Below are 15,399 nucleotides of genomic sequence, written 5' to 3'. Positions count from 1 at the left end.
GTAACCATTTAATTTAAATAAACAACACTTTTTTGCGTTTATTCGTCATACCGTAAAAAAATAAGCTCAATTTTAGTTTTTTTACTAAAATAATAATATATTTACTATTGCTATCCTGAATTTATTCTAAATTTAAATCTTATGAAACTAAATTGTGTTGTTGTAGATGATAGTTCTATACAGAGGACAATTATTGCTAAATTAGTAAATAATCACCCAGGTTTGCATTTAATAGGTGACTTTTCAAACGCAATTGAAGCTAAAAGTTGTATCTCTTTAAATAATATTGATTTAATATTTCTTGATATAGAAATGCCTGTCATAAATGGTTTTGATTTCCTTGACGGATTAAAATCTAAACCGCAAATTATATTTATCACTTCTAAAGCAGAATATGCTTTAAAAGCATTTGACTATGATGCTACCGATTATCTTCAAAAGCCTATTGCTGTAGATCGCTTTAATGCTTCTGTAAAAAGAGCTATCGATATGCACTTGCTTAAAAAAGAGGTTAAGGAAGAAGAAGGCGAACATATTTTCATCAAAAGTAACCTTAAAAAACTTAAAATTTTTACTGCTAAAATCAAATGGATTGAAGCTTTTGGAGATTATGTAAGAGTGGTAACTGAAGATGATAGCAACCTGGTACTTTCGACAATGAAATCTTTTGAAAATGATTTATCAAAAGATAAATTTATTCGCGTACACAAGTCCTATATTATTAATATAGACAAAGTTGAACGCTTTAATAGTAAGTTTGCCGAAATTGGAATTACTAAAATCCCTTTAAGCCGAAACAAAAAAGAGGATTTAGTAAAAGCATTATCAACTTCGTCATAATTAATAAAAATCGACGTTAGCAATAACTTTTATGGCTCTGTATTGAGCAACCGCTTCAAAACTATTCAGCATTTTCTGAATAGTTTTTTTTGTGTTTCCTAATGGCAGATTTTGCGGAATCTTAATCAAAATCGTCCTTATATATTCATTCCTGATTCTGCTTATAGCCGGTTCTTCCGGACCTAAAACAGGCATATTCAAATTTTGGCTCAAAACCTGATACAGCCACATTGATCCTTCTTTCAGTTTGTCAAAATCACGATGCTTTAAAGTCAGTTTTATAATCCTGAAATAAGGCGGATATTTATAAATCTGTCTGTCATACAATTGCTCTTTATACATACCTATATAATTATGGTTTGTAACTTGCTGAATTGTATTATGATTTGGGTTATACGTTTGAATCACAACTTTCCCTTGCTTTTCAGACCTTCCTGCTCTTCCTGCCACTTGGGTCATCATCTGATAACTGCGTTCAAAAGCCCTAAAATCCGGATGGTGCAGCATATTATCAGCATTCATAATTCCAACCAGACTAACATTATCAAAATCTAAACCTTTGGCAAGCATTTGCGTTCCTACCAATATATCTATTTCGCGATTTTTAAAAGAATCAATTATTTTCTCAAAACCAAATTTTCCGCGTGTTGTATCCTGATCCATTCTTGCCGTTTTAGCTTTCGGAAAAAGGGATAATAATTCCTGTTCAATTTGTTCTGTACCAAATCCTTTTGTAGTAAGATCAATACTCGAACAACTATGACAATGCGTAGGTTTTGCAATTGAATAACCACAATAATGGCAACGCAATTGATTTTTATGTTTGTGAAATGTCAAACTTACATCGCATTGCTGACAATGTGGTACATGCCCACAAGTCATACATTCTATAATAGGCGAATATCCTCTTCTGTTTTGAAATAAAATCACTTGTTCACCCAAAGACAACGCTTCTGCAATTTCTTCTATTAAAAGATCACTAAAATGTCCCGTCATTCTTTTTCTGAAATGCTTGTCTTTCAAATCGACCAAAACAATTTCAGGCATTCGAACATTATTATAACGTTCTGTAATGGTCACCAAACCGTATTTTTCAGATTGTGTATTAAAATAGGTTTCTATACTTGGCGTTGCAGATCCCAAAAGTACTTTTGCACTATGAAAATTAGCTAAAACAATTGCTGCATCTCTGGCATGATAGCGTGGTGCGGGATCTGTCTGCTTAAAAGTTTGTTCATGTTCTTCATCAACAATCAGCAAACCCAAATTAGCAAACGGCAAAAACAAAGCCGACCTCGCTCCTATTACGATTTGTGCTTTATCAGCATTTTCAAGGGTTTGTCTCCAAACTTCTACTCTTTCGTTATTGCTGTATTTAGAATGAAAAACAGCTACTTTATCTCCAAAATGAAGTCGCAGTCTTGAAACTAATTGTGTTGTAAGCGCAATTTCCGGAAGCAGATACAAAACCTGTCTTCCCGTCAGCAGATATTCTTCAATTAATTTAATATAAATTTCCGTCTTTCCGCTTGATGTGACACCGTGAAGCAGGCAAACTTCTTTTTCCAAAAAACTTTCTTTAATAGATGCAAAAGCAGTTTGTTGAGCGTCGCTTAATTGCAATTGTTTGTCAGTCGCTTCTCCGTTAAAAGAAACACGATCTTGCTGCAAATAATATTCTTCAAAAATTTCCTTATCGATTAAAGTTTTAACCACAGTCGAAGTAGAATTTGAAACTTCAATCAATTTTTTAACCGTTAAAGGTTTCTTTTCAGATGCAATTATTTGAAAATAAGCCAGAACTATTTCTTTTTGTTTATTGGCATTTTTAAGCACTTCGAGCAAATCATTCAAACCCTGATCTGTTTCGTATTTTGAATGTAATTTCACATATCGAACCAGTTTTGGCTTGTAACTTTCTTTTATTTCTTCTTCTAAAACGATAATGTCTTTTGCCATTAATTTTTGAAGAATTGGCAAAATGTTCTTTTTATTTAAAATAGAAGCAATTTCACCAACCTTAAGTGAACTCTGATGGTGCAGCGCTTCATAAATTAAAAATTCATCATCAGAAAGCTCAGAATCATTGACAACTGTGTCTGGTTTATATGAAATAATAGTTTCACTTTCTAACAATAATCCGGTTGGAAAAGCACCGCGATAAACATCGCCAATACCACACATATAATAATTTGCTACCCAAAGCCAGTGTTTGATCTGAATTTCGGTTGCAATAGGTTTTTCGTCAAGAATTTGGTGAATTTCCTTGGCTTCATATAATGTCGGAGCATTCTCGTGTGTATCTATTACAAGTGCTGTATATATTTTACTTTTACCAAAAGGTACAGCCACCCGCATTCCTTTTTTAATGAAATGGAATTCAGCCTCAGAAACTCGATAAGTAAAGGTTTTAGCTAAAGAAAGAGGTAGAACGACTTCGACAAAAAACATGTAATTATTTTATATGATTTACAAAATTACTTTTTTTCTGAAGGTTTATTCAAATAATCTTCGACCAATTTCAAGGTATGATTCAGAGATTCTGTATTTGTCCAATCTTCATGGCCAGGAATTATATAAACCGGATTTTTAAATTTGACTTGTACTTTTTTAATCGATTTCTTCCATTCTTTTACATCAGAATCAGCCAGATATCCTAAATCTGTTGCACTTGCACTTTTTATAAAACAAGCTCCATAAAGCACTTTTTCTTTATCAAACCAAACAATAATATTGTCTGACGCGTGTCCTTTTCCCGGATAATAAACCTGAAATTTATGCTTGCCAACATTAAAAGTCGTGTCATTTGGAATTACAAATGCTGCCCTTCCTTTTCCTTCTTTTTTAAGAATTTGATCTGTTAGTTTTATGCTGTACGTTTTTATTCCTTTTGATTTATAAAACTCAAAACCTCCTGCTCTGTCATCATGCGAATGCGTTGCAAAACACATGATAACATCTTTATGATATTTTGCTTTAATAGTATCTAAAAGAGGCTGAAATTGTGTTTCATCCCAAGGCGCATCAAACAATACAACACCTTTATCTGTAACCAGATACATGGCATTGGCAGAAATTTGGGTTCCATTATAATCATGAAACGTTTTATAAACATAAAAGTCACCTGTAAGATGACTTATTTGTAATGGCGAATTCTTAGATTGTCCAAAACTATGAGATAGTATGACCAAAAATAAAATTATCGATGCTAATCTTCGCATGTTTATTTTATCAAAAAATTAGTTTTTTGCTCTTGTCCAGTATTGTGTTCTTCCCATTATGGAAATTCCAACATAACCGCGAAGTTTTAGTTTATCAGCAGAATCTAATGTAATATAACATTTGTATTTTTTACCATTTGTAGGATCCAAAATTGTTCCTCCGCTGTATTCATCACCATCTTTTTTAAGACCGTTAATAATAACCATTCCTAAAATAGGTTTATTTTTTTCTGCACCTTCGCACTTAGTACAAACATCTTTTTTATGACTATCTCGAAGTATTTCTACAACCTTACCATAAATTTTTCCTGATTTTTCGTAAATCTCTACGACTGATTTTGCTTCTCCCGTTTCATCATCAATTGTTTTCCACTTTCCAACAACACTTTGGCTATGAATAGTACCAACTGTTAGAAAAAAGAAACCAATGCTTAACATCCAATTTTTCATATTTTTATTTGTTTTTTTGTTTTAATTTTCTGACAGTAGCATTCAATTCGAACCCTAAAAGCAGAATCATACAGTTTATCCAAATATAAAACATTAGAATTAATAATGTGCCAATTGAACCATAAAGTTCATTGTATTTTGAAAATTTTATAACCCAAATCCCAAAAAAGAACGAAGATATAACAATTAGGATCGTTGTAAAAACAGATCCAATGCTAATAAAAGGCACTTTATTGTACTGTTTTGTACCGTAACGCAATAATATTGAAGACGTTACTAAAATCATCACGATAACAAACAAATAACGCCCTAAAATAATGAGCGGAATGCTGTCGCTTAGTACATCCTGAATAATTGTTTTTTGAATAAATACCTCAAAAACTACAATTGTTGCAACCGTTACAAACAATATGATAGTCATAACAAGTGATATTGCCAAAGCCACTAAATATTGACTAAAAAAACCTCGTTTATCGAAAACATGTTTAGAAGATTCAAAACCGCTTAAGATTCCGTTAATACCATTTGCCATCAAAAAAATAGAAAGCAAAAATCCCGAAGACAACAAACCGGAATGACTATTATTTAAAATATCGCTGATAATTTTACTTATTGCATCGTATGTATTTGGAGGAACTCCTTGTTGCACAAACTGAAGAAAATCGGCCTGAAAACCTTCAATAGGAATAAAGGGAATTAAGTTTAGAATAAAAAGTGTAAACGGAAATAAAGCCATAAAAAAGCTAAATGAAACAGCGCTCGCATGATACGAAAAAGCTCCCTCAATGATTCCTAAAGTATACATTTCCAGCAAATCGTATAGCGAAAAACCTTCTAAAGAAGGAAATTTTATTTTCTTTAAAAGCCGAACTACAGAACGTAATAACGGAATTTTTTCAATCCGATCTTCTATCTCTTGAGACATATTTTATAATTTTAGATTTAAGAGTTGAGATTTTAGATTTTGGTATTTAGACTTTTTAGATTCTCTGATATTATATCTTTTGATAAAACCTTTAATGATTTTCAAAGACCAACTCATAACTTATAACTCAAAACTCATAACTTTTTAAAACGCTTTCAGACTCAAATCCATGTTATAAACAGAATGTGTTAATGCGCCCGAAGAAATATAATTTACACCGCATAAAGCATACTCACGAATGGTTTTTTCGTTGATATTTCCTGAAGATTCGGTTTGACATTTTGATCCAATTAAAGCTACAGCGGTTTTGGTATCTTCATAATTAAAATTGTCGATCAAAATTCTGTGAACGCCATCACTTTGCAAAATCTCACGGATTTCATCCAGATTTCTTGCTTCAACAATAATTTTTAAATCTAAATTATTAGCTTTCAGATAGTCTTTTGTCTTTTTTATCGCAAGTGTAATTCCACCAGCAAAATCAATATGATTGTCTTTTAACATCACCATATCATAAAGTGCAAATCGGTGGTTTTCTCCTCCTCCTATTTTTACAGCCCATTTTTCTGCAGCTCTGAAATTTGGAGTCGTTTTACGTGTATCTAAAATTTTTGCGCCGGTTCCTTCCAGAAGCTGCACATATTGACTCGTTTTTGTTGCAATAGCAGACATACGTTGCATGGTGTTTAAAACCACTCTTTCTGCCTTTAGAATAGATTGAGAACTTCCTGAAACTTCAAAAACAACCTCACCATATTCTACATGTGTTCCGTCTTCAATAAAAGTTTTTACTTTTAATTTTGGATCTACATGTTCAAAAATCATTTTTGCAAGCGCAACACCTGCAATAATTCCCTGATCTTTTACTAATAATTTGGCCTGACCGTGCGCAGTATCAGGAATACACGCTAATGAACTATAATCTCCCGTGCCTACATCTTCTCGAATTGCATTACTGATTAATAATTGTAATTCGGTTTGAAATTGTACTTCGCTAATCATTTTTCTAAATTTTATAAGATGCTAAAGTAGAACTTATTTTGTGGATTTGAAAGTTTCGCTTTGATTTTAAGAATTAAAAAATAGTAGATATTGTAAAAAAAGTAAGATTAAAATAGTAACTAAACTTAATCTCCTAATGATTTAAAAAATTAAATAACATTAAATATCTTTGAGGTTCAATCAAACAAAATTTATGGGATTAATTAAAGATATTTACTCGGTTTCTTTTTACGAAAAATTTAGTCAGGCTGTCGCCGAAGTGCATCCTTCATTCAATAAACAAAAATTTATCGAGGCCATTTATGAAGGAGATTTTGCCCAAAAAGAATGGAAAGAGCGGATGAAACACACGACAATTGTGTTTCATCAATTTATGCCTGAAAACTTTTCTGAAACTGTTGTTTTAATTGATAAAATCATTAAAAATCTAAAGAAAAATAAATTCACGGAAGGAAATCTCGCTTTCATATTTTTTGCCGATTATATCGAAGTTTACGGTTTAGATGATTTTAAAACTTCGGCGAAATCCTTTGTTTCTATAACGCAATTTATAAGTTGCGAATTTGCCGTTCGTCCTTTTATTTTAAAATATAAAGAACAAATGATCAGTGAAATGACAAAATGGTCTTTGCACGAAAATCATCATGTTCGAAGATTAGCCAGCGAAGGAAGCCGACCAAGATTACCGTGGGCGATGGCGATTCCGTTTTTGAAAAAAGACCCTGCTTCTATTCTTCCAATTTTAGAAAATTTAAAAAATGACCCTTCAGAATATGTCCGCAGAAGCGTTGCAAATAACTTAAATGATATTGCAAAAGATAATCCGCAAATCGTTTTAGATATTGCCAATAAATGGAAAGGTCACAGTAAAGAAACAGGCGCAATTATTAAACATGGCTGCCGAACTTTATTAAAACAAGGTCATCCTGAAATTTTAAGTCATTATGGTTTAGAAAGCACAAATATTGAACTTTCGTCTTTTGAAATTAAAACACCAATTGTAAAAATTGGAGATTATTTAAAGTTTCAATTTCACTTAAATAATAAAAACGAAGAACCAAAAACGATTCGTTTAGAATATGCGGTTCATTATAAAAAAGCAAAAGGACATTTAGCAAAAAAAGTCTTTAAAATCAGCGAGAAAAACTATCTGCCTAATCAATTAATAAAAGTTGACAGAAATCAATCTTTCAAAATAATTACGACTCGTGTTTTTCATACCGGAATTCATCAATTGTCGATTATTATTAACGGAACTGAAAGTGAAACTTTAGAATTTGAACTGATCAATTAAAAATAAAGACAAATTGCACAGATTGACACGGATTGATTTGTGACAATCTGTGCAATTCGTGTTCTATTTTTATTTCTTATTTTTATACCACATTATCCATAAAAACATTTTCTTAATCTAAATTAAGTTACAGATTTCTATCACAACTGTAATTTTGTTTTCAAATCAAATCAAAATACCATGTCAAATATTAGTTTAATTATTGAAGAACGTGCTGCCAATATTGGCAATTTTATGGTAGGCCGTTTATTGCCTTTCCGTGAAAAAAGAGCCGTTGGGCCATTTGTATTTATCGATCATATGGGACCTGCACATTTAAGTGATCACGAAAATATGGATGTTCCGCCGCATCCGCATATCGGACTTTCGACTTTGACTTTTTTGTTTGAAGGAAGCATTATGCACCGCGATAGTTTAGGAACTGAATTAGAAATAAAACCAGGTGCCGTAAACTGGATGACAGCCGGAAAAGGAATTGTACATTCTGAAAGAACGCCTGAATATTTAAGACATTCAGACAAAATGCTTCATGGTTTGCAGATTTGGGTAGCATTGCCAAAAGAATTGGAACAAATGGACCCGAATTTTACGCATGTTGAAGCTGACGATATTCCGGCTTGGGAAGAAGATGGAGTTTCATACAAATTAATTGCCGGAGAAGCTTTTGGCAAAAAATCGCCAGTTCCTGTTTATAGTCCGTTATATTTTATTGAAATCAAAAGTACCGAAGCTAAAAAAATTAATATCGGACATCATTTATTTGGCGAAAGCGGATTGTATATTTTAGAAGGAAGCATCAAAAGCGGTGAACATGTTTACGACCCAAAACAAATTTTAATTACAAACGACAGCACTTTATGTGAGTTTGAATTAGCCGAAAATTCAACAGTTTATATCTTTGGAGGGACACCGTTTCCTGAAGAACATTTTATTTTTTGGAATTTTGTTTCTTCAGATAAAGAACTACTCGAAAAAGCTAAAAAAGACTGGACAGAACAAACTTTCCCGAAAGTTCCGGGCGAAACAGAATTTGTGCCTTTACCAGAACCTAAAATAAAATAATTATGGATACTATATCAGCACAAATTGATACGCGTTTGTATCGAACGGAAATACAATCAGCCAGCGGAAATATTTTAATTTCTGATGAACCTCAGGAAATTGGCGGCAAGAATTTAGGTCTAAATCCAACAGAACTTTTGGCGGCCTCATTGGCTTCCTGTACCGTAATTACGTTGAGAATGTACATCAATCGTAAACAATGGGAAGTTTCAGAAATAAATGTCAAAATTGATTTTGAAAGAGATTCTGAGCGAAGTGTTTCGGTATTCACAAGAAAAATCGAAGTAATTGGAGAAGTAGACGAAACACAAAGACAACGTTTAGAAACTATTGCCAATAGTTGCCCAATTCATAAAACACTTACACATTCAATAGAAATTAAAACTACATTAATATAATATCATGGAAATTCAACAAATAAACGACACAAAAAGAGGTTATTTTGAAGCTGTAGAAGACGGAAAAGAAGCTGGAAAAATGACTTATACCTGGGCTGGAGATTCAAAATTTATTATCGATCATACTGAAGTAAGTCCAGATTTTAACGGAAAAGGTGTTGGTAAAAAACTCGTATTAGCTGCAGTTGATTATGCCAGAGCCAATAATGTAAAAATTATCCCCCTTTGCCCTTTTGCAAAAAGTGTTTTTGATAAGGTTGAGGAAATTCGTGATGTGCTTTCTTGAGGTTCACAGTTACAAAGGAACAGAGGTTCAGAGGTTTCTCATAATACCTAATAATTTTAATACTGAGACACACTGTTGTGTGTCTTTTGTATTTTTATAATAATCATTTCTTTAAAACTATGTCCCTTTGCTCCTTTGTCTCTCTGAACCTTTGTCCCTTCAAAAACAAAAATTTTCAAATCTCCTCAAAAACGCTTATATTTGCATGTAATTTAAACTTAGAGTATGACAAGGATAATTACGCTTTTCTGTATTTTTATAGCACAAATCGGCTTTTCTCAAACAGCTGAAAGTTATTTAGAAAAAATCAGAAACAATGAAGCTCTCTTAACAGCTTTTTTTCAACAAATGCCAAAAGGCGGCGATTTACACCACCATTTTTCAGGATCAGTTTATGCAGAACCGCTTTTGGAAAGAGCGATTGCAGAAGATTTTTATTTGAATTTAGAGACTATGGCAGTTTCTAAAACAAAACCTGCAAAAGGCAATTGGCAAACTTTCTCTTCTCTTAAAAACGATGGAAAACTATCTTTTTACGAGCAACAAGTAATGCAAACCTGGTCAATTAAAGATTATAATGGTTCTGTACCTTCTGACGATCAGTTTTTTGACTCTTTTATGAAATTTGAACCTACCATAAAAGGTCATTTTGCGGAAGGAATGCTTGAATTAAAAAAACGCGCACTTTCTGAAAATGTAAGTTATATCGAAACACAATTATCAACGATTCCGTGCGATATGAATGTTGCCGATTTAACTGATTTTAATACTAAACTTCGTCAGGCTTCTGCTCAAAAAGATGAAAAAGCAGTTTTAAAACTTTTAGATGAATTGTATAAATCGATTCAGCAAAAAGATGCTAAAAAATACGCTGCAGATTTCAATAACAATTTCATAGCAAAACTTCACAAAGACTTAAAAATTGACGATGAACGTTTTACGATGCGTTATCAAAATTTTGTACTTCGTTTTATGGATCCGGTTGATTTATTCAAAAATCTTACGATTGCTTTTATATCGGCAAATGACAGTAAGTTGGTTGCCGGCGTAAACATCGTTTCTCCGGAACATGGCGAAAATTCAATGAAAGATTATTGGTTGCACATGGTGATGTTTAAATATTGTCACTCTAAATTTCCTGATGTAAAATATACGCTGCATGCTGGTGAATTAACGTTAGGTTTGGTTCAGCCGGAAGATTTAACCTGGCATATTAACGACGCTATTTATATTGCTGGTGCAAACAGAATTGGTCACGGAGTTGATATTGCTTACGAAGCAAACTCATACGATTTATTGAAATATATGTCTAAAAACAATATTCCGATTGAGATAAATTTAGTGAGCAACGAATTCATTTTGAAGGTAAAAGAAAACAGACATCCGTTTACACTTTACAAAGAATTTAATGTACCAATTGTAATTAGTACAGACGACGCCGGAATTTTGAGAACCAATATGACAGAGCAATATGTTTTATTAGCTAAAAGATATCCTGATGTTTCATATGCAACTATAAAGCAATATGTTTACAATAGTATCAATTATAGTTTTATTCAGGATGCAGCCGTTAAAAAAGAATTAATCAAAGATTTAGATAACCGATTTAAGGCTTTTGAAGATAAATTTTCTAAAAACTAAATTCAAATTTCACGCAGATTTTAAACAGATTCAAGCTGATTAACGCCGATTTTTAGGCTAAAATATTAAAAAAAATCTGCTGAATCTGCTAAATCTGCGAGACTATAATTTTTTCTCGCAGATTTAGCAGATTCAGCAGATAAAACTATTGTAAATATGATTCTGGAAGTAGCTTTTCTTTATGTAAAACCAAATTTAGCGACTGAATTTGAAGCTGATTTTGCAAAAGCAAGTCAATATATTTCTTCAATTGAAGGTTATTTAGGACATCGTTTAGAGAAATGTCTTGAAGTCGAAAATAAATATCTTTTATTAGTCGATTGGAATACGCTGGAAGATCATACAGAAGGTTTTAGAAATTCTAGCGCCTATTTAGAATGGAAAAAGATTCTACATCATTATTACGAACCGTTTCCTGTTGTAGAGCATTTTGAAATCGTTTTTGAAAATAAAAAATAAACATGAACATCAAACTTATCGCAATAGGCAAAACAGATAATAAATCGCTTCAAACTTTGATTGACGATTACACCAAACGTTTGTCGTTTTATATCAAATTTGATTTAGAGATTATTCCCGATATCAAAAACGTAAAGAATTTATCTGAAAGTCAGCAAAAAGAGAAAGAAGGAGAATTAATTCTATCAAAATTAACGCCAACCGATCAGTTAATTTTATTGGATGAAAACGGAAAAAACTTTTCAAGCGTTGGTTTTTCTGAAGAATTGCAAAAGAAAATGAATTCAGGAATCAAAACTCTCGTTTTCGTAATTGGCGGCCCATACGGATTCTCTGATACTGTTTATAGTAAAGCGCAGGGAAAAATTTCGCTTTCATTAATGACATTTTCGCATCAAATGGTTCGGTTATTTTTTATCGAACAATTGTACCGCGGATTTACAATTTTACGCAATGAACCTTATCATCATCAATAAGGTCTAATCGTTTAACTGCTTATTTGTTGAAATCGTTTATTTGGTAATTGTTGAATCGGAAATATCTAAAAAATGAATTCTTTTGGAATTTCGTCGTTGTAAGAATCTAGTTTTCTGAATTCAATTTTAGTTTCAATGTATTCCTGATAACTCATATTTTTGTCGAATAACAAATAGACTTTTGGTTTTACAAAAAAGGCTATTCTGCCAATGTGTTCTAATACTTCTTCTTTTTTAACTTCTTCATTATTTACCAAAACAATATTACTTGCTTTCTTAAAAGAAATTACCAAATCGCCTGTTGCTGGTTTTCCTATTGCATAAAATACTTTCGTGAAAGGCATAAAAGCTAAATTTTTTCCAAGAGAATCTGCGTACGAATAATAGTTTTCGGCATTTTCGTTTTTATGAGCTTTCTCTCCGCGTTTCTTTTCCTGAAGTTTAATCACTTCCGGAATTACCAATCTTAAAGGCAAACGTTTATCAATATTAAAAATCCAATTGGTTGAAATTATGCTGTTTTTTCTGTTCACATCAGCAATAGTATCTTTCCCTTCAGTTCTAAAAAAGATGTAAATTGGCGAATGATCCTGCACGTCTTTTATAATTGAAGTATTTGATTTTGGAAGTAAAACATCTTCTTTGGTAGCGCAGGAAAAAAGAAGGAAAGCGATAATTAGAGTTAAGTATTTCATATTATATTTATTTTTAAAACACAAAGTGTGTCATTCCGAGGAACGAGGAATCACACTAGAAGCTCGACAAAGATTGACGACTTTCTTTGAGGAATTACGAGTGTGATTTCTCCTTCGTCGAAATGACAAACTAAACGATTTTCTTATATTATAAATTCATTTTATTAAACAAAGCAACACATTCCACAGCCTCTTTTACATCATGAACACGAAGGATTTTTGCGCCTTTTGTCAATGCAATGGTGTTTAGAACCGTTGTTGCATTTAAAGCTTCTTGTGGAGTAATATTCAGGGTTTTATAAATCATCGATTTTCTGGAAACACCCGCTAAAACAGGCAATTCTAAAAGATTAAAAAGTTCCATTTTTTGTAAAACTTCATAATTTTGATCCGTTGTTTTTGCAAATCCAAAACCAGGATCTAAGATTAAATCATTAATTCCCAAGCTTCTTGCTCGTTTTACTTTTTCAGAAAAATAAAACAATATCTCTTTTACAATATCATCATATTGAGTCAGGCTTTGCATCGTTTGCGGATTTCCGCGCATGTGCATCATAATATACGGAACATTATAATGCGCAATAATATCGAACATTTTATCGTCAAGTTTTCCTGCAGCAATATCATTTATAATCGCTGCACCGCTTTCTATACTAGCTTTTGCAACTTCGGCTCTAAATGTGTCAATTGATAATAATGTTTCCGGAAAATGCTTTAAAATCAATTCGATAACCGGAACAATTCTTTCGATTTCTTCCTGTTCAGAAACAAATTCGGCACTTGGTTTACTTGAATATGCACCAATGTCTATAAACGTTGCGCCTTCAGACAGCATTTTATCTACCTGAGAAATGATCTCATCTTCATTTTTATATTTCCCTCCGTCAAAGAAAGAATTTGGCGTAACATTCAAGATTCCCATTACTTTTGGAATGGATAAATCTATAAGTTCGCCTTTGCAGTTAATTAGCATTTGTTTATTTTTTTGTTTCAAGTTTCAGGTTTCAAGTTCTGGAACTTACGCAATCTACTTCCAACTTGAAACCTGAAACAATTTTATAATTTTTGGCTTCCAGTTGTTGGCATTAACATTTTGTTTAGAAAAAACTTCAAACAAAGAAAACCTGAAACTTGAAACTCTTTAATTTTATCCTTATTTTTGAAGAAATTTAAGCAAATATACAGCAATAAATGAAGAATACTTCCTTAGAATTTGATAATGTAATTACGGTTTGCAGAACCTTATTTATCAATAAAATGAAAGATTATGGCAGTGCATGGCGTATTTTGAGATTGCCTTCTCTTACCGATCAAATTTTTATAAAAGCTCAAAGAATCAGAAGTTTACAAGAAAACGAAATTCGTAAAGTTGATGAAGATGAAAAAGGAGAATTCATCGGCATTATCAATTATTCTATAATGGCCCTAATTCAGTTAGAATTGGGCGTTGTTGACCAACCGGATCTGGATGTCGAAAAAGCAACTCAATTGTATGACGCCAAAGTTAAGCTAACCAAAGATTTAATGGAAGCCAAAAATCACGATTACGGAGAAGCGTGGCGCGATATGCGTGTTAGTTCTTTGACAGATTTGATTTTGCAAAAGCTGCTTCGCGTTAAACAAATTGAAGATAACAAAGGTCAAACTATAGTTTCTGAAGGTATTGACGCCAATTATCAGGATATGATTAATTATTCTGTTTTTGCCTTGATTTTAAATCCGATAAAATAATCGCTAAACCATCTAAGAATATCTTTAAACTTATAATATTTAATATTGTCTTTGACTTTAAAATAAATGTAAGTAACATTTAAAAGCAACTAAAAACCTAAAAAATTATTATGAAAATAGGAAATAATAAAGGATACTTAATAATTCTTGTTTTTATAATAACAATAATTTGTTTTTGGTATATTCTCCCAGAATATGGTATGATGTCTATTGCCACTCCTTTCTATATTACAGGGCTTTTTTGCTATATTTTTGGAAGAAAGTGGAACAATAAGGCCTTGAACCCGTATTTACATAAAGAAACAGGAAAGGAAGTCAATCTTAAAAGAAGTCATAGTTTGTTTTTGATAAAAATGCAATACTGGGCAATACCTTTTATTTTTTGTGCTACTATACTTTTAAGCAAATCGATAAATCAGGTTGATGGTGACTTATATCTAATTATTCAAAATGCTGCGCTCGTTTTTTTCTTTGTTAGTTTAATATTTGTTACTATTAAAGTTTTTGAAAATAGTAAGTATAAACGATATTTTATAATAATATGGTCCGGAAAAGGATATTTAATAATTCTAGCTTTTTTATTTACTTTTATAAGCTTGACATTACTTTTTCCAACTTCGAAACATATTGTGGCTGCCCCTTTTTATATTACAGCACTTTTTTGCTTTATTTTTGGAAAAATAAGGAATGATAAAGTTGCAGAAACCGTAATTGATCAAGAAACAGGAAAAGAGGTAAGCTTTAAAACCAGTGATAGCTTATTTTTGATAAAAGTGAAATATTGGGCATTTATATTTATTGTTTTTGCTGTAATAATAACATTCGGTTCCCCTACGAGAACTTCTAAAAATAATGTCAACCATAAAAGTTATTTTAATGAAAATTTTTAATCTTAATCATAACGCAGGATAATTATATA

General features: G+C 31.9%; 17 protein-coding genes. 10 read left to right on the top strand and 7 right to left on the bottom strand.

Annotated elements, in window-relative coordinates:
* Positions 1–141: 141 nt before the first annotated feature.
* Positions 142–840 carry a LytTR family DNA-binding domain-containing protein gene (locus tag GKZ86_RS23525; protein WP_026729423.1) on the top strand — a complete coding sequence of 233 codons (699 nt, stop codon included), beginning with the start codon at positions 142–144 and terminating at the stop codon, positions 838–840.
* Here GKZ86_RS23525 and priA read toward each other — a convergent pair whose 3' ends face one another.
* The 5 genes from priA to nadC all read right to left on the bottom strand — a co-directional run bounded on the left by priA (position 841) and on the right by nadC (position 6,438).
* Positions 841–3,291 (bottom strand): primosomal protein N', encoded by a 2,451-nt coding sequence (gene priA / locus GKZ86_RS23520; RefSeq protein WP_154785483.1) that lies wholly within the window; start codon positions 3,289–3,291, stop codon positions 841–843.
* Between the two features lie 26 nt (positions 3,292–3,317).
* A complete protein-coding gene (gene bla-B1-FLAV, locus GKZ86_RS23515) occupies positions 3,318–4,061 on the bottom strand; it encodes a subclass B1 metallo-beta-lactamase (protein ID WP_154785482.1) in 744 nt (247 codons plus the stop codon).
* 18 nt (positions 4,062–4,079) lie between these two features.
* Positions 4,080–4,511, bottom strand: a complete 432-nt coding sequence (locus GKZ86_RS23510) for a DUF2147 domain-containing protein (RefSeq protein ID WP_154785481.1) — start codon at positions 4,509–4,511, stop codon at positions 4,080–4,082.
* A 4-nt stretch (positions 4,512–4,515) separates the two neighbouring features.
* Positions 4,516–5,436, bottom strand: coding sequence for a YihY/virulence factor BrkB family protein (locus GKZ86_RS23505; protein ID WP_154785480.1), 921 nt, complete (start codon positions 5,434–5,436; stop codon positions 4,516–4,518).
* 144 nt (positions 5,437–5,580) lie between these two features.
* The gene (gene nadC / locus GKZ86_RS23500; protein ID WP_154785479.1) at positions 5,581–6,438 is read right to left on the bottom strand and encodes a carboxylating nicotinate-nucleotide diphosphorylase; all 858 of its coding nucleotides are present in this window, start codon (positions 6,436–6,438) and stop codon (positions 5,581–5,583) included.
* Positions 6,439–6,631: 193 nt separating this feature from the next.
* Here nadC and GKZ86_RS23495 point away from each other — a divergent pair, with 193 nt between their 5' ends.
* From GKZ86_RS23495 to rlmH, 7 genes are all read left to right on the top strand, one after another.
* Positions 6,632–7,732 carry a DNA alkylation repair protein gene (locus GKZ86_RS23495; protein WP_154785478.1) on the top strand — a complete coding sequence of 367 codons (1,101 nt, stop codon included), beginning with the start codon at positions 6,632–6,634 and terminating at the stop codon, positions 7,730–7,732.
* A 180-nt stretch (positions 7,733–7,912) separates the two neighbouring features.
* Positions 7,913–8,794 carry a pirin family protein gene (locus GKZ86_RS23490; RefSeq protein ID WP_154785477.1) on the top strand — a complete coding sequence of 294 codons (882 nt, stop codon included), beginning with the start codon at positions 7,913–7,915 and terminating at the stop codon, positions 8,792–8,794.
* 2 nt (positions 8,795–8,796) lie between these two features.
* Positions 8,797–9,192, top strand: a complete 396-nt coding sequence (locus GKZ86_RS23485) for an OsmC family protein (RefSeq protein WP_154785476.1) — start codon at positions 8,797–8,799, stop codon at positions 9,190–9,192.
* Between the two features lie 4 nt (positions 9,193–9,196).
* On the top strand, positions 9,197–9,478 hold the full coding sequence (locus tag GKZ86_RS23480) for a GNAT family N-acetyltransferase (RefSeq protein ID WP_154785475.1): 282 nt from the start codon (positions 9,197–9,199) through the stop codon (positions 9,476–9,478).
* 225 nt (positions 9,479–9,703) lie between these two features.
* Complete coding sequence (locus GKZ86_RS23475) at positions 9,704–11,119, top strand: adenosine deaminase (protein WP_154785474.1); 1,416 nt, start codon at positions 9,704–9,706, stop codon at positions 11,117–11,119.
* Positions 11,120–11,275: 156 nt separating this feature from the next.
* On the top strand, positions 11,276–11,578 hold the full coding sequence (locus tag GKZ86_RS23470) for an antibiotic biosynthesis monooxygenase (RefSeq protein ID WP_154785473.1): 303 nt from the start codon (positions 11,276–11,278) through the stop codon (positions 11,576–11,578).
* Between the two features lie 2 nt (positions 11,579–11,580).
* Positions 11,581–12,054, top strand: a complete 474-nt coding sequence (gene rlmH, locus GKZ86_RS23465; RefSeq protein WP_029269532.1) for a 23S rRNA (pseudouridine(1915)-N(3))-methyltransferase RlmH — start codon at positions 11,581–11,583, stop codon at positions 12,052–12,054.
* A 65-nt stretch (positions 12,055–12,119) separates the two neighbouring features.
* Here the strand turns inward: rlmH and GKZ86_RS23460 are convergent, their stop codons facing one another.
* Both GKZ86_RS23460 and folP read right to left on the bottom strand, forming a co-directional pair.
* Positions 12,120–12,749 (bottom strand): hypothetical protein, encoded by a 630-nt coding sequence (locus GKZ86_RS23460; protein ID WP_154785472.1) that lies wholly within the window; start codon positions 12,747–12,749, stop codon positions 12,120–12,122.
* 148 nt (positions 12,750–12,897) lie between these two features.
* Positions 12,898–13,722 carry a dihydropteroate synthase gene (gene folP, locus GKZ86_RS23455; RefSeq protein ID WP_154785471.1) on the bottom strand — a complete coding sequence of 275 codons (825 nt, stop codon included), beginning with the start codon at positions 13,720–13,722 and terminating at the stop codon, positions 12,898–12,900.
* A 218-nt stretch (positions 13,723–13,940) separates the two neighbouring features.
* Here folP and GKZ86_RS23450 point away from each other — a divergent pair, with 218 nt between their 5' ends.
* Both GKZ86_RS23450 and GKZ86_RS23445 read left to right on the top strand, forming a co-directional pair.
* On the top strand, positions 13,941–14,480 hold the full coding sequence (locus GKZ86_RS23450; RefSeq protein WP_154785470.1) for a DUF1599 domain-containing protein: 540 nt from the start codon (positions 13,941–13,943) through the stop codon (positions 14,478–14,480).
* Positions 14,481–14,590: 110 nt separating this feature from the next.
* Positions 14,591–15,370 (top strand): hypothetical protein, encoded by a 780-nt coding sequence (locus GKZ86_RS23445; protein WP_154785469.1) that lies wholly within the window; start codon positions 14,591–14,593, stop codon positions 15,368–15,370.
* The last annotated feature ends 29 nt before the right edge of the window (positions 15,371–15,399 follow it).

Origin of the sequence: Flavobacterium sp. LC2016-13 (assembly GCF_009707955.1) — a bacterium.
Taxonomy (GTDB): Bacteria; Bacteroidota; Bacteroidia; order Flavobacteriales; family Flavobacteriaceae; genus Flavobacterium.
The sequence above is the reverse complement of the archived record's forward strand: the minus strand, read 5'-3'. Positions and strand labels throughout refer to the sequence as shown.

Excerpts from the sequence above, each read along its gene's own strand:
- GKZ86_RS23525 (WP_026729423.1), top strand. The coding sequence starts at position 142 with ATGAAACTAAATTGTGTTGTTGTAGATGATAGTTCTATACAGAGGACA.
- priA (WP_154785483.1), bottom strand. The coding sequence starts at position 3,291 with ATGTTTTTTGTCGAAGTCGTTCTACCTCTTTCTTTAGCTAAAACCTTT.
- bla-B1-FLAV (WP_154785482.1), bottom strand. The coding sequence starts at position 4,061 with ATGCGAAGATTAGCATCGATAATTTTATTTTTGGTCATACTATCTCAT.
- GKZ86_RS23510 (WP_154785481.1), bottom strand. The coding sequence starts at position 4,511 with ATGAAAAATTGGATGTTAAGCATTGGTTTCTTTTTTCTAACAGTTGGT.
- GKZ86_RS23505 (WP_154785480.1), bottom strand. The coding sequence starts at position 5,436 with ATGTCTCAAGAGATAGAAGATCGGATTGAAAAAATTCCGTTATTACGT.
- nadC (WP_154785479.1), bottom strand. The coding sequence starts at position 6,438 with ATGATTAGCGAAGTACAATTTCAAACCGAATTACAATTATTAATCAGT.
- GKZ86_RS23495 (WP_154785478.1), top strand. The coding sequence starts at position 6,632 with ATGGGATTAATTAAAGATATTTACTCGGTTTCTTTTTACGAAAAATTT.
- GKZ86_RS23490 (WP_154785477.1), top strand. The coding sequence starts at position 7,913 with ATGTCAAATATTAGTTTAATTATTGAAGAACGTGCTGCCAATATTGGC.
- GKZ86_RS23485 (WP_154785476.1), top strand. The coding sequence starts at position 8,797 with ATGGATACTATATCAGCACAAATTGATACGCGTTTGTATCGAACGGAA.
- GKZ86_RS23480 (WP_154785475.1), top strand. The coding sequence starts at position 9,197 with ATGGAAATTCAACAAATAAACGACACAAAAAGAGGTTATTTTGAAGCT.
- GKZ86_RS23475 (WP_154785474.1), top strand. The coding sequence starts at position 9,704 with ATGACAAGGATAATTACGCTTTTCTGTATTTTTATAGCACAAATCGGC.
- GKZ86_RS23470 (WP_154785473.1), top strand. The coding sequence starts at position 11,276 with ATGATTCTGGAAGTAGCTTTTCTTTATGTAAAACCAAATTTAGCGACT.
- rlmH (WP_029269532.1), top strand. The coding sequence starts at position 11,581 with ATGAACATCAAACTTATCGCAATAGGCAAAACAGATAATAAATCGCTT.
- GKZ86_RS23460 (WP_154785472.1), bottom strand. The coding sequence starts at position 12,749 with ATGAAATACTTAACTCTAATTATCGCTTTCCTTCTTTTTTCCTGCGCT.
- folP (WP_154785471.1), bottom strand. The coding sequence starts at position 13,722 with ATGCTAATTAACTGCAAAGGCGAACTTATAGATTTATCCATTCCAAAA.
- GKZ86_RS23450 (WP_154785470.1), top strand. The coding sequence starts at position 13,941 with ATGAAGAATACTTCCTTAGAATTTGATAATGTAATTACGGTTTGCAGA.
- GKZ86_RS23445 (WP_154785469.1), top strand. The coding sequence starts at position 14,591 with ATGAAAATAGGAAATAATAAAGGATACTTAATAATTCTTGTTTTTATA.